This window comes from Fibrobacter sp. UWS1, assembly GCF_002300445.1.
Taxonomy (GTDB): Bacteria; Fibrobacterota; Fibrobacteria; order Fibrobacterales; family Fibrobacteraceae; genus Hallerella; species Hallerella intestinalis.
Genome location: NZ_NSGW01000001.1, coordinates 71,471 through 91,313 on the forward strand (window position 1 = coordinate 71,471; position 19,843 = coordinate 91,313).

General features: G+C 49.2%; 11 protein-coding genes. 8 read left to right on the forward strand and 3 right to left on the reverse strand.

All coding sequences use genetic code 11. The features are described from left to right. Positions 1–70 precede the first annotated feature (70 nt). A complete protein-coding gene (locus tag BGX14_RS00315) occupies positions 71–7,348 on the reverse strand; it encodes a tandem-95 repeat protein (RefSeq protein WP_095878739.1) in 7,278 nt (2,425 codons plus the stop codon). Between the two features lie 436 nt (positions 7,349–7,784). On the opposite strand from BGX14_RS00315, the gene BGX14_RS00320 reads away from it, so the two are divergent. From BGX14_RS00320 to BGX14_RS00335, 4 genes are all read left to right on the forward strand, one after another. Then, entirely contained in the window at positions 7,785–8,222 is a 438-nt protein-coding gene (locus tag BGX14_RS00320; RefSeq protein WP_095878740.1) for a hypothetical protein, read from the forward strand. A 10-nt stretch (positions 8,223–8,232) separates the two neighbouring features. Then, complete coding sequence (locus BGX14_RS00325; protein WP_078775802.1) at positions 8,233–9,606, forward strand: M23 family metallopeptidase; 1,374 nt, start codon at positions 8,233–8,235, stop codon at positions 9,604–9,606. Positions 9,607–9,687: 81 nt separating this feature from the next. Continuing rightward, the gene (locus BGX14_RS00330) at positions 9,688–10,128 is read left to right on the forward strand and encodes a hypothetical protein (protein WP_073303339.1); all 441 of its coding nucleotides are present in this window, start codon (positions 9,688–9,690) and stop codon (positions 10,126–10,128) included. Positions 10,129–10,295: 167 nt separating this feature from the next. Further along, positions 10,296–11,909, forward strand: a complete 1,614-nt coding sequence (locus BGX14_RS00335; RefSeq protein WP_095879744.1) for a cellulase family glycosylhydrolase — start codon at positions 10,296–10,298, stop codon at positions 11,907–11,909. A 155-nt stretch (positions 11,910–12,064) separates the two neighbouring features. Here BGX14_RS00335 and BGX14_RS00340 read toward each other — a convergent pair whose 3' ends face one another. Continuing rightward, positions 12,065–13,273, reverse strand: a complete 1,209-nt coding sequence (locus tag BGX14_RS00340) for an IS4 family transposase (protein WP_095878730.1) — start codon at positions 13,271–13,273, stop codon at positions 12,065–12,067. Positions 13,274–13,423: 150 nt separating this feature from the next. On the opposite strand from BGX14_RS00340, the gene BGX14_RS00345 reads away from it, so the two are divergent. The 4 genes from BGX14_RS00345 (at position 13,424) to BGX14_RS00355 (ending at position 19,572) form a co-directional block, all read left to right on the forward strand. Then, positions 13,424–14,512 (forward strand): HD domain-containing phosphohydrolase, encoded by a 1,089-nt coding sequence (locus tag BGX14_RS00345; RefSeq protein ID WP_073303337.1) that lies wholly within the window; start codon positions 13,424–13,426, stop codon positions 14,510–14,512. Further along, entirely contained in the window at positions 14,512–14,661 is a 150-nt protein-coding gene (locus BGX14_RS15410) for a hypothetical protein (RefSeq protein WP_158223178.1), read from the forward strand. The genes BGX14_RS00345 and BGX14_RS15410 overlap by 1 nt, the downstream gene beginning before the upstream one ends. Positions 14,662–14,753: 92 nt before the next feature. After that, positions 14,754–15,713: an IS30 family transposase gene (locus BGX14_RS00350; RefSeq protein WP_095878741.1), complete on the forward strand. Its 960-nt coding sequence runs from the start codon at positions 14,754–14,756 to the stop codon at positions 15,711–15,713. A 67-nt stretch (positions 15,714–15,780) separates the two neighbouring features. Then, entirely contained in the window at positions 15,781–19,572 is a 3,792-nt protein-coding gene (locus tag BGX14_RS00355; protein WP_095878742.1) for a response regulator, read from the forward strand. Here BGX14_RS00355 and BGX14_RS00360 read toward each other — a convergent pair. After that, entirely contained in the window at positions 19,562–19,804 is a 243-nt protein-coding gene (locus BGX14_RS00360; protein ID WP_095878743.1) for a zinc-ribbon domain-containing protein, read from the reverse strand. The two genes, BGX14_RS00355 and BGX14_RS00360, sit on opposite strands and share 11 nt — an antisense overlap. Positions 19,805–19,843: the final 39 nt, after the last annotated feature.

Consider the following 19,843-nt stretch of genomic DNA (forward strand, 5'->3'; position numbering starts at 1 on the left):
TTTTTTGAAATATAAACAAAAAAAGCTCCCCAAGAAAGTCCTTGGAAAGCTTTTTTTGAAAAGTTCCGGCTTAACGGCGGCGACGCTTGTTCTTCTTTTTATCGTTGTCGTTGGCTGCGGGCTTGGGAGCTGCTGCCGGTTCTCCGCCGCGAATGTCCTTCATTTTGAAGTTCACGTTGATTTCGGCGGTTTCCACTTTGGAGGACGCGCCTTCGCGATCGGTCAGTTTGAATCCGAATTCGTCGAGGCCGTAGAAGCCTTTATTCGGCGTATAAGTGAAGGAACCATCCTTGGCGTTGATTTCCACTTTACCGTTCTGCGGACGGCGAACGAGAGAAACCGTTGCATCGAGTTTTCCATCCGGATCGTATGCACCGTTCAAGAGGCCTTCCTTCGCGCTGACGGTCAGCTTTTCGCCTTCCTTCGTCTGGTAAGACTTCGAGAGCGCAACCGGCGGATCGTTCACCGGAGTGACCGTGAACTTTGCCGAGGTCTTAGCGCTTGCGCCTTCAGGGTCGGTAACCTTAAACGTAATCGTTTCGGTCGGACCGTTCCAGTTTTCATACGGTTGCTTAATCGTGACAATGTTACGAGCCTTGTCGTGTTCGACCACAAGCTTCTTGTTGCCCGTGATTTCCCACTTGAGTTCGTTGAAGCTATTGTCGCGGTCGCGGACATATTGATCCAACTTAAGGGTGGCGAGAACGCCATTGTTTGCGTCTTCTTTCATCGTCACATCGCGAATCGGACGGATTTCCGGAACCGCATTCACGTGTTTGACTTCAAAGTTGACGGTCGTCTTGGCAGATGCACCAGCCGGATCCTTTACGATGAAGGTAATCGCTTCTTTACCATACCAATCGGCGCGATTCGGACGCACAATCGCTTCGCGGCCACCGGTAATCATCACTTCCAAGTGACGGTTGCCCGAGACGCTCCAACGGAGTTCGTGCGGTTTGTTGTCCGGATCCTTCACAAAGTTGTCGAGTTTAATCGGCTTGAACTTTGTGCCTTCATTCGTTACCATATCCGGAATCTTTGAAAGAACAGGCGGATCGTTCACCGGTTTCACGATGAAGTCGATGTCCATCGAAGCTTTTTCGCCAGCCGGATCATAGACATTCACCTTAATCTTATCCTTGCCGTTCCAGAATTCGTTCGGGGTGTTCACGGTGAGAACGCCTGCGTCCGAAAGATCATACGAAAGCGGGTGTTTGACTGTCGGGCGTTTTGCTTTGCCCATACGGCCGCGTTTATCCTTTTGAGCCGGTTCGCCGTCGTCCAAAGTCCAGCGCATTTCGCTAGCCTTGTTGTCCGGATCCTTCACAAACTTGGTGAGGTCAATCGGTTTAAAGTCTTGCTTTTCGTTGATGGTCTGAGCCGGAATCTTGTCAAAGTGCGGCGGATCGTTTACCGGAGTTGCGGTAAAGGTTGCCGAAACACTTGCTGCTGCATTAGCCGGATCGGTTGCGGTAAAGGTGAGCTTTTCGGAACCGTTCCAGAATTCGTTCGGGGTTAAGAGTTGGACGCGTGCGCCGTTCATCTTCACCTGCAAATCCTTGTTTCCAGAAACAGTCCACTTGATTTCGTTCGGACGGTTATCCGGATCGGTCACGAATTTCGAGAGATCAATCGGTTCAAAGCGTTCTTTTTCCTTGATCTTTTGGTTCGGAATCGCTTTTACAACCGGCGGATCGTTCACCGGAGTCACTTCGAAGAGGATTTGCTGCGAAGCACGTCCGCCTTCGGGGTCAGTCACTGTGAGAGTAATCTTTTCGGAACCGTTCCAGTACTTGTCCGGAGTGGCGACGATTAACTGCTTCTTCGCATTGATCGAAGCCTTGAGGCTACGCGGTTGCGAAACTTCAAAGGTAAGGGCTGCGGTCGGATGATCCGGATCCTTGACGAGCGGAAGCAGATCGATCGGCGCAAAACGTTCCTTTTCTTTGATCTTTTGGTTCGGAATCTTGGCGAGAACAGGAGGATCGTTGACCGAGATGACTTCAAAGTCAACCGTCTTCGAATCCTTTGCACCTTCGGGGTCTTCGACGGTGAAGGTGATGGTGCGCTTGCCGTTCCAATATTTGTTTGGAATGTTCAAGTGTGCCACGTGCTTGTCGTCGATTGTGACAGTCAAGTCGTCCTCTTTCTTTTCTTCGACTTTCGGTTCTTCCTTCTGCGCTTTGCCCTTCTTGCCTTTCTTCTTCGCGGCTTTCTTCGGAGCAGGTGCAGCGGCAGCAGCCGGAGCCTTCACCACAGCGGTCCACTTCAACTGATTGTTTCTGTGGTCCGGATCGTGGACGTAATTATCCAGCGGAATATCCTTGAATTGAGCCTTTTCCTTGATGGTTTGACCCGGAATATCCTTCATCACCGGAGCATCGTTGACCGAGGTGATTTCGTAGATGATAGTCGTCGATGCAGAAGCGCCTTGCGGGTCCTTCACCGTGAGAGTCATCGTATCCGGTTTGCACCAGAAGTATTTATTCGGAGCGGAAATCACAAGCTTTCTTGCCGAGGTGACTTCTGCCTTGAGGAATTTGTTTCCGGTGACAGTCCACTTCATTTCGGACGGTTTATTGTCCGGATCTTTCACGTAATCATCCAAAGAAACCGGCTTGAAGACTTCTTTTTCTTTAATCTTTTGGTTCGGAATCTTGGCGAGAACAGGAGGATCGTTCACTTCGGTGACGACGAAGTCCATCTTGTGGCTTGCCTTGCCGCCTTCGGGGTCGGTCACGGTAAACGTAATCGTTTCTTTGCCGTGCCACTGCGAATTCGGGGTCTTGATTTGGACGGTATTGTCTTTGTTCAAGACGACTTGCAACTGACGGTTTCCGCTGAAGCTCCACTTGAGAAGCTTGGACGGATGGTCTGCATCGGTCGCGAGAGTCGAAAGGTCGATGGTCTTAAACTTGCCACCTTCGCGGATGGTTTCGCCCTTCGGCGCATTCGCTGCGATGACCGGCAAATCGTTGATCGAACGCACTGTGAAGAGTGCTGTCGAAGAAGCCTTTGCGCCTTCCGGATCGGTGACGGTAAACGTGATGTTTGCTGCACCATTCCAGTAAGTATTCGGAATGACGATGTGGGCGACATGATTGTTGTCAATTTCAACGGTCAAACCGTCTTTCTTCGGTTCTTCAGCCGGAGTCGCTTTGCCCTTCTTGCCTTTCTTCGGAGCCGGAGCTGCCTTTGCTGAAGCATCCTTCACCGAGACGCTCCACTGGAGATCTGTCTTCTTGTGATCCGGATCTTGGACGAGGTCGTCGAGCTTAATTGTCGCAAATTGCTTCTTTTCGTCGATTGTCTGATCCTTGATTTCGCGGACAAAGACCGGCGGGTCGTTTACCGAGATGACTTCAAAGGTCACATTGCGAGAATCCTTTGCGCCTTCGGGGTCGGTTACCGTAAGCGTAATCGTTTCGGTTCCGTTCCAATACTTGTTCGGAACTTCGGCGGTGAGCTTGTGATCTTGAGAAAGCTTGAACTTGAGGAATTTGTTTCCGGTAATCGTCCACTTGAGTTTGCTATTCGGATGGTCGAGATCCGAAACATACTTGTCGAGTTCGACGACCTTAAATTCTTGCTTTTCCTTGATGGTCTGGTTCGGAATATCCTTCATGACCGGCGGATCGTTCACCGACTTTGCGGTAAATTGAACGGTCTGCTTGTCCGAAGCGCCTTCCGGATCGGTCACGGTAAATGTGACTTTTTCGGTGCCGTTCCAAAGCTTATTCGGAGTCTTGATCGTTGCAATTCCTTCCTTCGAAATCGCAATCTTCAAATCCTTGTTGCCTGTAACGGTCCACTTGAGATTCTTGAACGGATCATCCGGATCCGAGACGAGTTCGGCGAGATTGATATCCTTGAACTCTTCCTTTTCGACGATGATTTGATCGTTAATCTTCTTGAGAACTGGCTTATCGTTAATCGAACGAATGGTGAAGAGAGCTTTCTGCGAAGCCTTTGCACCTTCCGGGTCGGTCACGGTAAATGTGATTTCATCGGCACCGTTCCAGTATTGATCCGGAGCGACGACGTTCGCAATGCCCGTTTTCGGATCCAAGTTCACGGAGAGACCTGGCTTGTAACCCTTCGGCGAACCCGGAGCAGCGTTCACGTCAAATTTCCAAGTGAGTTCCGAGGTCTTGTGATCCGGATCTTTCACAATTTCAAAGAGTTTAATCGGCGCGAATTGCTTCTTTTCGTCGATGGTCTGGTTGTTAATTTTCTTTGTGAATTCAGGAGGATCGTTCACCGATTCGACGGTGAAGGTCACCTTACGAGAATCCTTTGCACCTTCGGGGTCAACGACTTCGAAATTAAGAGTTTCGGAACCGTGCCAGTATTTGTTCGGGATAATCACTGTGAATTGACGCTTTGCATCAATCTTGAACTTGAGATCCTTATTGCCCGTGATATTCCATTTGAGCTTATCGTTCGGGTGATCCAAATCCGAGACGAAGTTGTCGAGGTCAATTGCCTTGAATTCTTGCTTTTCTTTGATGGTCTGGCTCGGAATATCCTTCATAACAGGAGGATCGTTCAGCGAGGTCACCGTAAAGACTGCGGTCTGGCGAGCGCTTGCGCCTTCCGGGTCGGTCACGGTAAAGGTGAGCTTTTCAGAACCATTCCAAAGTTGATTCGGGATAACGATTGTCGCTTCGCCCGCTTTGCTAATGTTCACCTTCAAGTCTTTATTGCCGGTGATCGTCCATTTGAGCTTATCGAAAGAATGATCCGGGTCGTTTGTGAGTTCGGCGAGGTTAATCGGAGCGAACTGCGCCTTTTCCATAATGGTTTGCGACTTGATTTCTTGGAGAGTCGGCGCATCGTTTACCGATTCGACGGTAAAGGTTGCAGACTTCGAAGCCTTGGCACCTTCTGGGTCGGTCACGGTAAAGGTAATCACATTCGAGCCGTTCCAATATTTGTTCGGGATGACGACAGAGGCGAGCATCTTCGCATCCACATTTACTTGAAGTTCTGCCTCGGAACCCTTCGGAGCGCCCGGAGCCGGCTTCACGGAAACATCCAAGGTCAAATCGGTCAGCTTGTGATCTGGATCCTTGATGATTTCGCCCAAATTGAACGGCTTAAATTGACCTTTTTCCTTAATCTTTTGATCCGGAATATCCTTCACAAATTCAGGAGCATCGTTGACCGATTCTACGGTCATCTGCACGGTGCGTTCGTCCGAAGCGCCTTCGGGGTCGGTGACCTTGAAAGTAATCGCTTCAGAACCATTCCAATATTTGCTCGGAAGGGTGAATGTTGCCTTGCGGTTATTATCGAGCTTAACTTGGATATCCTTGTTGCCCGTAATCGTCCACTTAAGCTTTTCCTTCGGATGGTCGAGATCCGACACATACTTGTCGAGTTCAATCGGCTTAAATTGTTCTTTTTCTTTAATGGTTTGGTTCGGAATATCGGTCATGACCGGAGGATCATTTACCGAGGTCACAGTAAATTTCACAGTCGTCGAAGCTTTGCCGTTTTCGGGATCGGTTGCCGTAAAGGTGATGTTTTCCGTGCCGTTCCAAATTTCGGTCGGCTGTTTAATGGTGACATTGCGGTTGTTGTCGATGTTCACCTTCAAATCTTTATTCCCTGAAACGGTAATCTTCAACTGAGAAATATCGTGGTCCGGATCCGAGAGATAATCGTCCAAGACGAAGCTATCAAATTCGGCTTTTTCTTCAATGGTCTGGTCGGGAATCTTTTTAAACACCGGCAAATCATTGATGGAACGGACGGAAAGCTTGACATCCTGCTTGGCTTCGGCACCTTCGGGGTCGGTCACTTTGAAAGTCGCGATGGCGGAACCATTCCAGTAGGTGTCGGGGATTTCGATTTTAGCGACGTGCTTGTCGTCGATATTGATGTTCAGCGGACCGGATTCCGGTTCCTTGCCGACGGACTTGACTTCGACTTCCCAGGAAAGCTCGGCGTTTTTATGGTCGTCGTCCTTGACAAATTCATCCAGATGGATGGCGACGAACTGCTTCTTTTCGTCGATGGTCTGCGCGGGAATCTGTTTGACAAATTTTGGCACGTCGTTGACGGATTCGACAGTAAAGGTCGCCTGGGTTTCGGCACTGGCCCCTTCGGGGTCGGTCGCCTTGAACGTGATGGATTCCGAACCGTTCCAGAAAGCGTTTGGAATCAGAATTTTAGCGGTCTTGCCGTTTAGCTGGACTTTCAAATCCTTGTTGCCGGAAAATTCCCATTTCAATTGTTCGAACTTGTGATCCGGATCCTTGATGTATTTTTCCAATTCGATCGGCTTGAACTGCTGCTTTTCCGCAATGGTCTGGTCGGGAATCTGGTCCACAAATTCCGGAGCGTCATTGACGGATTTTACCGTGAAAGCGGTTTTAAAGCTCGCACTGGCACCGTGCGGGTCGGTCGCTGTAAAGGTAAACGTTTCGGTCGGTCCATTCCAGTTTTCATTAGGAATGGTGACTTCCGCCACGTTGTATTTGTCGATTTTGACCTTGAGGTCTTTTCCGCCGGAGACGGTCCATTTGATTTTCGACACGTCGTCATCGACATCGCTGATCAAGTCGGAAAGATTGATGGCTTCGAACTGCTCCTTCTCGTTGATGGTCTGGTCTGGAGCTTTCTGGACGATGGGCGGATCGTTTATCGGGCGAACGGTAAAGTTCGCCGAGGTTTTTGCCGAAGCGTATTCGGCATCGGTCGCAATAAAGGTAATCTTGTAGGCACCGTACCAATGGGCGTCCGGAACGACGATGTTGGCGATGCGATCTTTGGTGATATCGACGGTCAGTTCGCCCTCCGCCTGGTCTTTGGCGGTCTGCGTCATCTCGTATTCCCAGGTAATCTGGTCTTTCGGATGGTCGGGGTCTTTTACATAATCGTCAAGCTTGATGGGAGTGAAGGTCTTGCCTTCGTCGATGGTCTGATCGGGGATTTTGGAAACTTCAGGCGGGTTATTGACGGATTCCACCGAGAACGTCACGGTTTCGGAACTTGACGCGCCCTTGGTGTCTGTGACAGTAAATGTCAAATCTTCTGAGCCGTTCCAATATTGGTCGGGCACTGTGATCGAGACCACATGATTGGATTCTTTTACTTGGAGTTGCTTGTTTCCAGAGATGTTCCAACGTAATTTAGCAGGAGGATCTTCAGGATCGCTGACAAAGTCGTCAAGCTTGATGGGCGCGAATTTTCCGCCTTCTTGGATAGATTCACCCGGAATGCCGTTTAGGGACGGCGGATTGTTTTCTGCCGCCGCCGGTTGGGCTTCATCTTGTGCAAAAACGACCGAGGACAGCAGACCTGCGGCCAAGAATAGGGACACTGATTTCTTTCGAATCATTTATGAACTCCAATAGACCTCATGGTTTAATGTCGGCGAACCGCCTTGTGCGGTTGAACCGTTCAAAACCACTTCTCATCCTATGTTTCGCCGGTTTTATGCAAAATGCCAAAAATGGGCGAACTTTACCAAATATAAAGTTATTTGAACGGTCTTGGACAAAGAAAATGTGAAGAATTTTCGATTTTGATAGCGCAAAAAAGAATTTGAATAGGCCCAAAATTTAAAGAAAAAACGCTTTTTTGATTTTAACTCGTTGATGTTCAACAAGTTATGCTATGGCATGTCGAAGGATTGTCTCCAAAAAGAAAAAACAAGTGCGGACAGAAAAAAATAATGTTGGTGGGATAAATATGCGAATGGGACGCTTTGTGATGACAAAAAGGGGAATTTTATCTATTTTAAGTGCGACATTTGTTCAACAACGGGATCTTATATGAAATTTGTTTTCCTTTGCGATGATATTTACCTGAAAGGCGACAATGCCGCTTTTGTAAACAATTTTCCGACCAATCATGAATTGCTAACCATGTCCGGCGAGGCGTTTTTGCAGGCCAAGGGCGTTCCGGAAAATACTTTCGGTCTTCTTGTTGAACGTTTTACGTGGCAAAAGAATTTTAGCCTTTTCCGTTATTTCGGGCTGCTTCCCGTTTTGGAAATGGTTCCGCTTGCCGTTGTCAGCCGCTCTCGTCGTGTAGAACCGCTCAAAGGTCGCAGTGCTTTGCGTGGTCAGGAAATGATTATCGCCCCGAACGCCTCTTCAGAAGAGCTCTATACGGCCATCGACAGATTTGTCGCTGCGCCGCCGCAGATCCACACTTATCCGCGCGGTGCTTGCAAGATGTTCGTCAAGAAAACGGTAGAAAGCCTTTAAGCGTAGTGCCATGCAGCGCAAGGTGCTCGATTCGTTGATCGCCCAAGGATCGCTCGTGGGCGTCATCGTTCCGAAAAACTTTCGCTGCGAGCGGCTAGAGAATTTTGCGCAATCCTTTTGCGGGACTGCGCCTTTTCTTTTTGTCGAATATTCGCCGCTAGAAGGCTCTCCAAAAGCGTTTTTGGAAAAATGTCGAGTTCGGCAGCAGAAGAACGAAGCGAAAAATATCTTTGTCGTATTCCGGAAAGGATTTGAAGGCGAAATTGCCTCGTTGCTTTTTTCCATGCGTATTCTTCTTGTTTTTTCTCAAGGCCGGGAGCCGCTCTCCGACGAACTTTTATCCGCTCTAAATTCCTTTGCCCCTTTTCCTCCCCAGTTTTTCTGGTGGTGTGCGCCGCTGCCACCCAAAAAACGTTTTCCTGCCTTGCATTCTGCGGTTAGGAACTCCGTCGAAAGAGGCTTTGTTTCTGTAGAGGACGTTGAGTCCGATGCGTCTTTGGCTGCGGCGACGTTCCTTTCGTTTTTGAAAATTCGCATTCTCCGTGAAAATGTCCTGGATGGATGGCCGCGATTCTTTCGCCGTTTTTTCCCTCTTTTTTGCGTTTTGGCCGCCGCAGTTCCTTTTTTTATCTCTTCCGAATGGGCGGAGCAGCTTCCGCTTTCCAGGAATATCAAGTCCGAAATGCTTGTTTACGCCGAAGCTCCCTATTTTGATTACGTTTTTGACGGGAAGGAGCCACTGGAAAGAATTGCCCGTTATGCGGTCGGGCGTTTTTCCGCCTTGGTGACGAACGCTGAAATTTTGGATTCCTACATCGCGGAAACTCTGGAGAAAAATGGATTCCCCGCCGATTCCTGGAGAAAGAATTCTCTGCGCATTCCGCCCGCGGGAGTTTCCGTCCGTTTCTCGATACCGGACAGTTTGCGCAATCCCGAATACGATTTGATCGCTCCCGCCTGGAATTATTTCACGGGGCTTATCGCCGATTCGATTGCCTACGTGACGGAAGCCTATTATCCGAAAGCGACGTCTAAAAATCGCAAGCATCCGGCGTGGGATGTCGCCAGTCGTCCCGGAGCGAGAATCCTCGCACCTTTCAGCGGCAAGGCTTGGACATTTCAAGACGAACGCGGGGGAGTCGTTATTGGTATCGCCGATAAAAATCGGGTGATTCTTTTTATGCACTGCAATCAGCTGCTCTATTTGGACGGGCAGAACGTCATGCGGGGAGATCCGGTGGCCACTGTGGGAACGACGGGACATACGACGGGACCGCACGTTCATTTGGTGACGGGTTTTGTAGATGCCCGAGGCAAGAAAAAATTGGGTAATATTCGTTATACAGTTGTGAATCCCATCACTTGGTTCCTTTCTGGTAAGTGAAAATTCACAAAAAGATGCCCCTAAATTTGGTTGGAATTAGGTAACTTTAGTGCGGGCTGGGAAAATTACATAGGAGTTTTCATGTTTGGTCGTTGGATTGCTGTCATTGGTTTTGCGGCTATTTTTGTCGCCTGTTCCTCTTCTTTGCCCAAAGCGGAGCTTGCCACCCATTCGGACAGTTCGCGCAACATCCCGAAGATTGACAATATGATTGTCAGCATGAAGCAGTCCTATATTTCCCAATGCTACGAGCCCATTCTCAAAAGGAATCCGCCCGATAACCAGTGCCAGACGGATCTTTTCCAGATGCTGGAACGCCGTTACCACTTGAATTATTCCCAGCACAACATCGATCAGGCCTCCAATGAACTCTTTTTCCGGGACATTGATTCGCGTCTTCGCAAGCTGGTGCGTACGGATCCCGAAGTGCGCAGCGCCGTCAAACGGGGAGCGTTCCGCAATGCGGACGATATGTTGAGCTATTATCGCGAGAAATACGCGTTCGAATCCCAATCGAATTGATTCAAACGACGGTCGATTTTCCCGTTTGCGAATAGGAAAATCCCGGGTTGCGGGCGACATGTTCGTCCGCGCTTCGATTTTTAAAGCCGACGTGAAATTCCTTTGAACGTTCCGACTTTTTTTTTCTTATTTTGAGCAAGGAATCAATTTTTTTGAAAGGTGTTCAGATGGAATCTGTCAATAATTCAAAACCGGGCTTTTTTGTTCAGGGGCGCTTCCTTTATACCAAGGACAATGAAAAAGTCATACTTCGCGGCGTGAACCACATGTTCATTTGGACGGATCGCGAAGGAAAGTCCATTCCGGAAATCGCCAAGACGGGCGCGAACTGCGTCCGTATCGTATGGAATATGCACGGGCGGATTTCGGATTTGTACCACATTGTTGATGAAAGCATTGTCAATAGCATGATTCCGATTGTGGAACTCCACGATGCGACGGGGCAGTGGACACGCTTGCCGGAATTGGTGAACTTCTGGACGCGGGAAGATGCCGTCCAGCTGATACAGGACCATCAGGAATATCTGCTGGTCAATATCGGAAACGAAGTGGGTGGCGAAGAGGAAAGCGGCGAAGAATTTTACGAAGCTTATACTTCGGCGGTCACGCGGATGCGGGCTGCGGGGATTCGGGTTCCATTGATTATCGATGCGGACAACTGGGGACAGAGTTCTAAAAATATTTTGGAACAGGGGGCGCGACTTTTGTCGTCCGATCCGGAACACAATTTGATTTTTGACATCCACATGTGGTGGCCCACGGAACGGCACAATCCGGAAAAGACGGGCTATGCGACGGTCCGGGAACGCATCACGGGAGTTTTGGAAGAATCGGTGTCCCGCAATCTGCCGTTGATTATCGGAGAATTTGCGCCTGTTGCCGTGAATGGTGCTCGGGAGATTCCGTACAAATTCATCATGGCGGAAGCGGAACGTTTGGAAATCGGCTGGTTGTCGTGGAGTTGGGGACCGGGAAATTTCGACAGTCCCGAGATGGACATGACGACGCACGGTTCTTTCAACACCCTCGTCGGCTGGGGCAGGGAAGTGTGCGTGGACAGTCCTTTGGGCATCCAGAATACGAGTGTCATTCCGGCGTTTATTCAAAATGCGGATTTTTCGACCGGGGTTTCGGACAGAGGCCGCAACCTCATTGCCAATGGCGATTTCAAGGACGGTTTGGACGGATGGACTGCGGATTTCTGGGGAGGCAAGGCGAATGCGAATGTTAAAAACGGCGTCGTCCATTTCGGCATTGTGGATTCGGGCAAAGAATCCTGGAATTTGCAGTTTCGGCAGAGCTTTTCTTTGCGCAACGGCGTCACTTACGTTTTCAGTATGCGGGCCAAGGCCGACAGGCCGCGCACATTGAATGTGGACATCAAGCGGGCGACCAAAGAATACGTCCCTTACGCGAACGGTCGTTTTTTGGATCTTTCGACGAGCTGGCAGGATTTCAGCTGGAAGTTCACGATGAAGGAGCCGACGGACGAAAACGCCGTGTTGATTTTTGACATGGGCGGAAGCGACATCGGCTGGACTCTTGCCGACGTTTCCCTCGTGCAGGCCCGCAGCGTCACGGATCGTCTGAACAGGAGTTTCCAACGCAACGTGCAGAAAAATTCCGGGTATTTCAATACGCCGGCAGGTCCGTGGGAATTGCATTTGTATTCTTCGGAAGGCGAACTGCTCGATGTGCTTGATAGCGGCAAGGGCGGCGAGGGAATGAAACCGTTTCCAAAAATCGGAAGAAGCGGGATCATGGTCATCAAGGATTTGTAAGCCTTTTTTACTATTCCATGTTGTACTAACCTTTAGCTACTTTGTATTAAAATAGAATTATTGTTATCCGCTAAACTTTAATTCATGAATTCATAATCCCCAAAACGTCCCGTTTTCAAGGAAAACGGGACTTGTTTCAAAATACGAGCCCCCCCTCAGTTCAGTTGGGACAGGAATGACTGCTGTGATTGCGGTGGAGCGAGTCCACCGACGTATGCATCCCTTACAGCCTTTATTGGAGATTCCAGGAGTTTGTACAGGTCTACGTAGTAGGTTGCACACTGGCGTATCAGCAGAACCGTGCTGGAGAAACTCAGCTTCCTTTTTGTCTGCGCACGAACAATGGCTGTCAGCAGGTTAGCTATCATTACTATCCAGATCTGTATCCGGATCGCATTCTCGCTGTCTCCGTAAAAGAAATGAAGCGGAAAATTCTGCTTGAGACTGCGGTAGAAGGTTTCTATCTGCCAGCGTCTTCGATAAATTTCGACTATTTCCTTGGCAGGAAGTTCATTGTTGTTCGTAAGCAGCCGCCATGTCTTTCCCGTCTCCTCGACATAATGTTCGACTATGCGGGCCCTGTGAACTCGCTCCTTCTTGCGGGAGACAAAATGAAATTGGACATTCTCGTCCCGAAGTATGTTGTCTGAAACGGGGTTGTCCGACACATGGTCGTACTTGAGGTTCTTCTTCATCCTGGTCACGTAGGTCGTTTTCTTTTTGGAGAAGCTCTCGAACAACTTGTAGTCGATGTATGCCCTGTCTATAGCAAGAAATGATTCCGAGGGAAGCTTGACTTTCTTGAGTTCAGTGCTGTCATGTTTCGCTGCCGGGGTCACGATGACGAACTCCGGCGCTCCAGACGAATCCTTCATCACGGTGTGCGCCTTGACTCCGCCCTTCTTCTTGCCCAGCTTCGGGTTCCTGCCGGCACCCTTCATCACGTCGGTGAAGAGGGAGACAGTCGTCGAGTCCATGACATAAAGCCTTTTGGACCAAAAATAGTCCCGGCTGTCCGCTAAACAGTGCTCGTACTTCTTGTGCAACTCATGGTAGAGCCGTTCAAATATCGCGGCCGGTCTCCGTCCGTTCGCGTCAGCGAATGTGCTTCTTTTGGGGATCTCCGTAAGTCCGGCGTGGACTAGCCGTCTCGATTCCGCTTCGAGCCCCAGCAAGATTTGATTGATGGACTTGTACTGCTCCATGACGGAAAACAAGAGCACAAGCAAATGCTGGTACGCATCGAACTTCTTGACATAGCGTTCCCCGCCGTTCTGTCTAGATAGGGACAGGACAAGGTTCTTGGGAATAAGCTTCATTATCTGGGAAAATACCGGCTGTCCGCTAAAGTTGCTATCTTTCATACTGCTTTTGGTTCCTTTTATTTGTGGTTATTTAAAACGATACCAAAAGTGACGGCTCTCGATTATCGGGAACCGTCTTTTTTTATAACTTTTCTACGAAATTGATTAACTTTTAGCGGACACTATTAAAATAGAATAGATTATTCCTATATGGAAGATAAAAGCAGGCCCCAAATTTTAGTCGTAGATGATACGAAACCGAACATCGAGGTTTTGGTTGGGGCTTTGGAACAGGAAAATTACGACGTCCACGTCGCTTTAAGCGGAAAGCGCGCGCTTGAATTGGCGGAACGCTGTCTGCCGGATTTGATTCTTCTGGATGTGATGATGCCGGAAATGGACGGCTATGAAACATTTCGCCGTTTGCGCGAAATTCCTTCCTGCAAAAATATCCCCGTCATCTTTTTAACCGCTCAGACGGAAAGCGACAGCGAAATGAAGGGACTTTCCTTGGGGGCGGACGACTATGTGACCAAGCCTTTTAATCAGGGCCTGCTGCGCTTGCGCATTCGCAATCATCTGGAACGCAAGTTTTTTCGGGATCGCCTTTTGGATTTGGTGGATGAACGCACCGTCCAGCTTTCTCAAAAGACCAAGGATTTGCAAAAGACTTTGCAGGTGATGCTGACGAGTCTTGGCACTCTTGCGGAATTCCGCGACAATGAAACCGGCACGCATTTGCGACGCACGCAGATGATTGTGAAAAAGCTCGCTCAAGTCATGAGCCAATACGACGCGTTCAAAAAGGAATTGCCGGATGAAGAAACCATTGAAGAGTATGCGATTGCGGCACCTCTTCACGATATCGGCAAAGTCGGCATTCCGGACGATATTTTGCGGAAAACGGGAGCGCTTTCTTTGGAAGAGCGGATGATGATGAAGAAGCACACGATTTTGGGTTATCAGGTGCTGCTTTCCGCTACGCAGGAATTGAATAACAATCCGATGGTTATCATTGCCGCCAACATTGCGAAATTTCACCATGAAAAATGGGACGGTTCGGGATATCCGCTGGGGCTTTCTGGGAATGCCATCCCGCTTTGCGCCCGCATGATGGCCGTTGCCGACGTCTATGACGCGCTGGTTTCCAAGCGGGTCTATAAAAATGCGCTTTCTCACGAAGAATCCGTTCGTATTATTCGCGAAGGCAGCGGCACGCATTTTGACCCAGAAGTCGTTCGCGCGTTTGAATCTTTTGCGGACGATCTTCCCGAACTGTATAAAGGTTTTGCTGATTGATGAGTACGAAGCGTGCTTTAAGTTCCCGGATTATTTGGATTTATACATTTCCCGTTTTGATTGCGATGCTTATAGGCTTTATCGCTTTTACCGCCTATATGCGCTCGTTTTTATTTCGCGAATTTTCACCGTCAATGCGACTGATATAGGTTGAATCGGGAAGAAAAAAAGTTCCCTAGGGCTAGCCCCTGGGGAACCTGGCCGAAACTTTTCTACCTTGCCGATTCTACCAAAAAAGGACATGGCGGTGAGTCTCAACCAAGCACAAAGATACGAAATACGAGCGCTCAATGCGGCAAAGATCCCCCCGAAAAACATAGCCTTGCAGCTGAAGGTCCACAAATCCACAATCTACAGGGAACTAAACAGGGGCGGCGGCCGCCAGCATTACGACCCGGTCAAGTCGCAGGAACGGGCAGACCTCCTTGCCGCGACAAGTCACCTGCATTACGACTACGACGAGGACGACTGGAAAATCGTGGACGGGAAAATCAAGGAAGACTACTCTCCCGAACAGGTGAACGGACGCGCGAAACTCGATGGGATGGGTGTCCCTAGCGTCGCCACGATATACAGGCATGTGAACAAGGACGAGGACCTGAAGAAGCACTTGCGGCACGGCAAGAAACCATACCGTAAGCGCGGGGAGAAGAAGGACAAGAGAGGCCAGATTGTAGGCCGCGTGCCCATCGAGGAACGTCCGGCAATCGTGGACGAGAAATCACGCGTAGGCGACATCGAGATAGACCTGATAAACAGCGCGGACCATGACGCGAACCTGCTCACGATCAACGACAGGATGACGAATTACAGCCTGATAAGGTATCTTCCGACGAAGAACGCGAAAGACCTGAAGAGAACGCTTGTGAGGGCGCTGAAGGACTTTGAGAAAACGTTCGAAGTCAAGATTCTCACAATCACTTCGGACAACGGGAAGGAGTTCGCCTGTCACGCAGAAATAGCGAAAGCTATGAAGGCGGATTACTACTTTGCGAACCCGTACCACTCCTGGGAGCGCGGTGCCAACGAGAACATGAACGGTCTAATACGCCAATATCTTCCCAAGAAGGAGTCGTTCAAGGGAATCTCTCCCCGGAAAGTTCGCTGGATACAGGATAAACTGAACAACAGGCCTCGAAAAAGGCTTGACTTTATGACCCCTTTAGAGTATATTTATACGCAAGTTAAACTACAAACCTAAGTCGCGTTAGCGACGAAAATCCGCCTTTGAAAACGCCTATTCGGAATCCGGCAAGGTTTTGCAGCAGATGGCGCAGTCCTTTGAAGAAAAGATTTCTTTTTATGCGGTTCCTTTTCAGCGGTTTCATGGAAAAATTGCGCATCGTCTGCCGTCCAATTTGCGCGCGTCACTTTTAGCGGAATGCAAAAAGCAAAATGTAGTCGATGTCTATTACGGAGGGGCGGACGGGGCGTTCGTCAGCGCCAAGGGGTATCGCGGTGGGGATCCGGACCATCCGGAGTTTCGTACTAAATCCTGGTTTTTGGAATCCAGCCGCAACAAGGGTTTCGCCTATTCTGGTCCGAATTGGAATTTTAGCGCGGAGCGTCGGGTGCTCACTTTGTCTTTGCCCGTGTGGAAACGGCAGAATCGCATTCGGGGTGTGATTGCGGAAGATATAGATGTAAACGATTTTCGTTCGACGATTTCTGCGCTTGCTAAAGAGAGCGGGGGCGTGACTGTTCTTTTAAATAATGAAACGGACAGCGTGTGCACCTATTTTCCGTATCGCACAAGTCTTGGCGATATTACGCTGGACAGTGTCCACGCCCTTTTGGAACCCGTTCGGAATTTATACGACGTGGACACGCTTTCGAGTTCGGGCGTAGTCAATTTTAAATTGAAAGATAAAGACGGTCGGCAATATATGGCGTTGATCGCGCCCGTCAATAAATTGCCGTTTCACCTGGTGCATATTGTTCCGCAAAACAAGACGGCTTCGCTTTTCAGCCAGAAGATGTGGAATTTCACCCTGTTTTCGGGCATCTGCATTCTCTTTTTAATTGTGATGACAATCATTGTCAGCCAGATTTTGTTCCGTCGGATGATTTCCAAAGATTTGACGGACAGCACCAATTCGAGCTCTCTCTTCGATGCGATTTTGGGAAGCAAGTATTTTTCTCTGATTTTGACGGACAACCATTTTCGCGTTTTGCGGGCGAGTTCCAATATCGCCAATGTCCGAGGCGGAGACGACTGGCACGATTTGCAGGGAAAAATCCTGTGGGACATCATTCCCAATCCGGAGTTCAAGGACTTTGTACTGAATGCGCAAAAAACGGCGGCACCGCAGACCAGCGAAATCGGGTCGCATGAAATCGTCGTGCAGAGGAATGACGGGAAAATCCTCTGGTGGAACGTCTCTTTCAATTTGCTGCTGGAAGACGACGCCTCGGTGCGCTATCTCTTTTTGGTATCGGATGAAACTTCGGCGGTTCAGAAAGAATCCATTTTGGATTCCATTATGGAGTCTTCCCAAAATACGATTATCATTTTCGACAACAGCATGAAGATAATCTACGTTTCGAAAAGGATTTGCGAGCTTTTCAATATCCGCAGGGATCAACTTGTCGGCGTCTTCTATGACGATTTGCCTTCCATCGGTATTTCGCGGACGATTTTGGAAAAGCCATTGGCCGCTTTGGAAAGCGGGGCTTTATGGAGCGAAAACTTTGAAGTGATGCTGCCGAATGGAAATCGAATCTGGTGTCGAGGCGAAGGCTCCGTTTTGCGCTCTAAAGATTCGAGCGAGATGGGCTACCTGTTCTTCATTACGGACATTACGCCCATTATGCGGGCAGAGCAGGAAGCAAAGGATGCGACCCGGGCGAAGAGTGAATTTTTGGCGAACATGAGCCACGAAATCCGCACACCGATGAACGCGATTATCGGCATGTCGGACCTGGTTTTGTCCACCGAGCTCAACTCGCAGCAGGAGCATTATCTGGATCGCATTTCCTATGCGGCAAAATCCCTTCTGGGCATAATCAACAATATCTTGGATTATTCCAAAATCGAAGCAAAAAAACAGGAACTGGAGCATATCCCGTTTGATTTGCGGGAGTGCGTTTCCAACGTGCTGTCGATTACCGTTGTCCGCATCGCGGGAAAATCCATCGAGCTTTTGGCCGACATCGATTCTAGAATTCCCAAGCGCATTCTGGGCGACCCCTTGCATTTTTCCCAGATTCTTATCAATCTGATCAACAATGCGGAAAAATTTACCGAAAAAGGGCAGGTTCTCCTTAAAATGGAAGTCGTCAAGCAAGAGGCTTCCCAAGTCACGATTTGGGTTGGAGTCGTGGATTCTGGAATCGGCATGACTTCGGAGCAGACCGCAAAGCTTTTCCAGATGTTCTCCCAGGCAGAAGGCTCTACGACCCGGAAATACGGAGGAACAGGACTGGGACTGGCGATTTCGCGTTCCCTTGTGGAACTGATGGGCGGAAATTTGCAGGTTCGCAGCGAAGCTGGAAAGGGAAGCGAATTTTATTTTACGCTCACATTCGATATGGCGGAAGAGCCGGAAGAAATGGCTAAACCTTCACCCTTGCAAGGAAAGCGGCTCCTGCTGTTGGATTCGAATTCTTGCTCTTGTTCCATTCTCGAAAAGATGTGCGAAAATTTGAATTTGCAGGTCGATGCGAGTGGTTTGGCCGAGGACGCGGAAGAAAAAATTCAAGAACGGGGACGTGGATTTTACGATGCGTTAGTTCTTTCCTGGGATGCCGACGACACTCCCGCCGACCGCTTTGTCGAGCATCTGAAAAATAAAGGAATGGCGTTGCCGCCGATTTTAGGGATTGGCATGAAAAATGATGAATCCCGTTTGCAGGCTGCTCGAGCGGCTGGATTGAATTATTTGCCCAAGCCCTTTTTGCTCTCCGATTTCCAAAACGCTTTGGAAGAAACTTTGGGATTCTCTCCCGTGGAGAAGGAATTTTCTGTGAAGCCGCGGGCGCAGGATGCTTACCGGTTCAAACGAAGCAAAGTCCTGCTGGTAGAAGACAATATTTTGAACCAGGAACTCGCCGTCGAGCTTTTGACGCGCGTCGGTTTGGATGTGGATGTGGCGAACAACGGCAAGGAGGGCCTGGAAGCTCTCAAAAAGAATTCTTACGTCCTCGTGCTGATGGACTTGCAGATGCCCATTATGGACGGCTTTGAAGCGACGCGTTTGATTCGCGCTTTGCCCGATGCCGAAAAGAAGGATCTTCCCATTATCGCCATGAGCGCTTACGCTTTGCAAGGGGACAAGGAAAAAAGCCTTGCCGCCGGTTTAAATGCGCATGTTACAAAACCCATTGATCCGACGGAACTTTACAAAGAAATCGCCCGCTGGATTCCTTGTGAAGAAACGGCTCCCGTGGAAAATGCCGAAACGGAAAATTCGGCGTCCGTCTCGCCCAAGGATCCTTTCCTTTCCCTTTTTGAAAAGATTCCCGACCTCGACGTTTCTCTTGGGCTGTACCGTTCCGCTGGCAACAAGGCGATATACCTGAAAATCATTCGCCGGTTCGTGGAAAATTTCGACGGCTACGTGACCGAAATTCAAGAGTTGATTCAAAATGGCGACAGGGAAAACAGCGTCCGTATGGCGCATACGCTCAAGGGCATAACGGGAACTATCGGATGCTCCGCTTTGCAGGCCGCCTTTGCCAAAATCGAAGCGCAGATTACGAATGAGAGTGAAGAATTGAAGTTTACGCCGTGGTCCGCTTTGAATAAGAACTTGCAAACCATCATTGAACGCCTGCGCAAAGCGATTCCGCTAGCTGCGGAGTGTATCGGTGAACAAAATGAAAAACTGGTGGACGATCCGGATGCGGAAGAAAAATTGGACAAAGCGATTCAAATGTTGGAATCTGCCGTCCGAGACGCTATTCCGTCTAGTTGCCGCGCCGCTATCAAAACCGTGTCCCACATCCGATTTGACGAAGCCAGAATGGATTTTATTCGTCTTTTGGAAAAAGCGGTCGAGGATTTCGATTTTGAATCGGCAGAAGCCATCTTGCAGAAACTGAAAACGTTCAAAAAATAAAGGCGAGAACGAAGGCGAAAAGCAAAATGCCGACGATGAAAAGCGAAGCGATTTTTGAACTCCAGCGATTTCGCTTGCCAAATTCCTTCTCTACAATTTCATCGTAATCGGGAGTCTCCAAGTCCACAAATTCGGCCCCCTCTTTCCAGCCGGTTTCGGTATCGCTGCCGCATTCTTTGCAAAATGTCGCCTTGTCTTTCAACTCGGCGCCGCAATGAGGACAAATTTTCATAGTCGGAATATAGGTTTTCTTCGGCGGGCAGCCATCTGT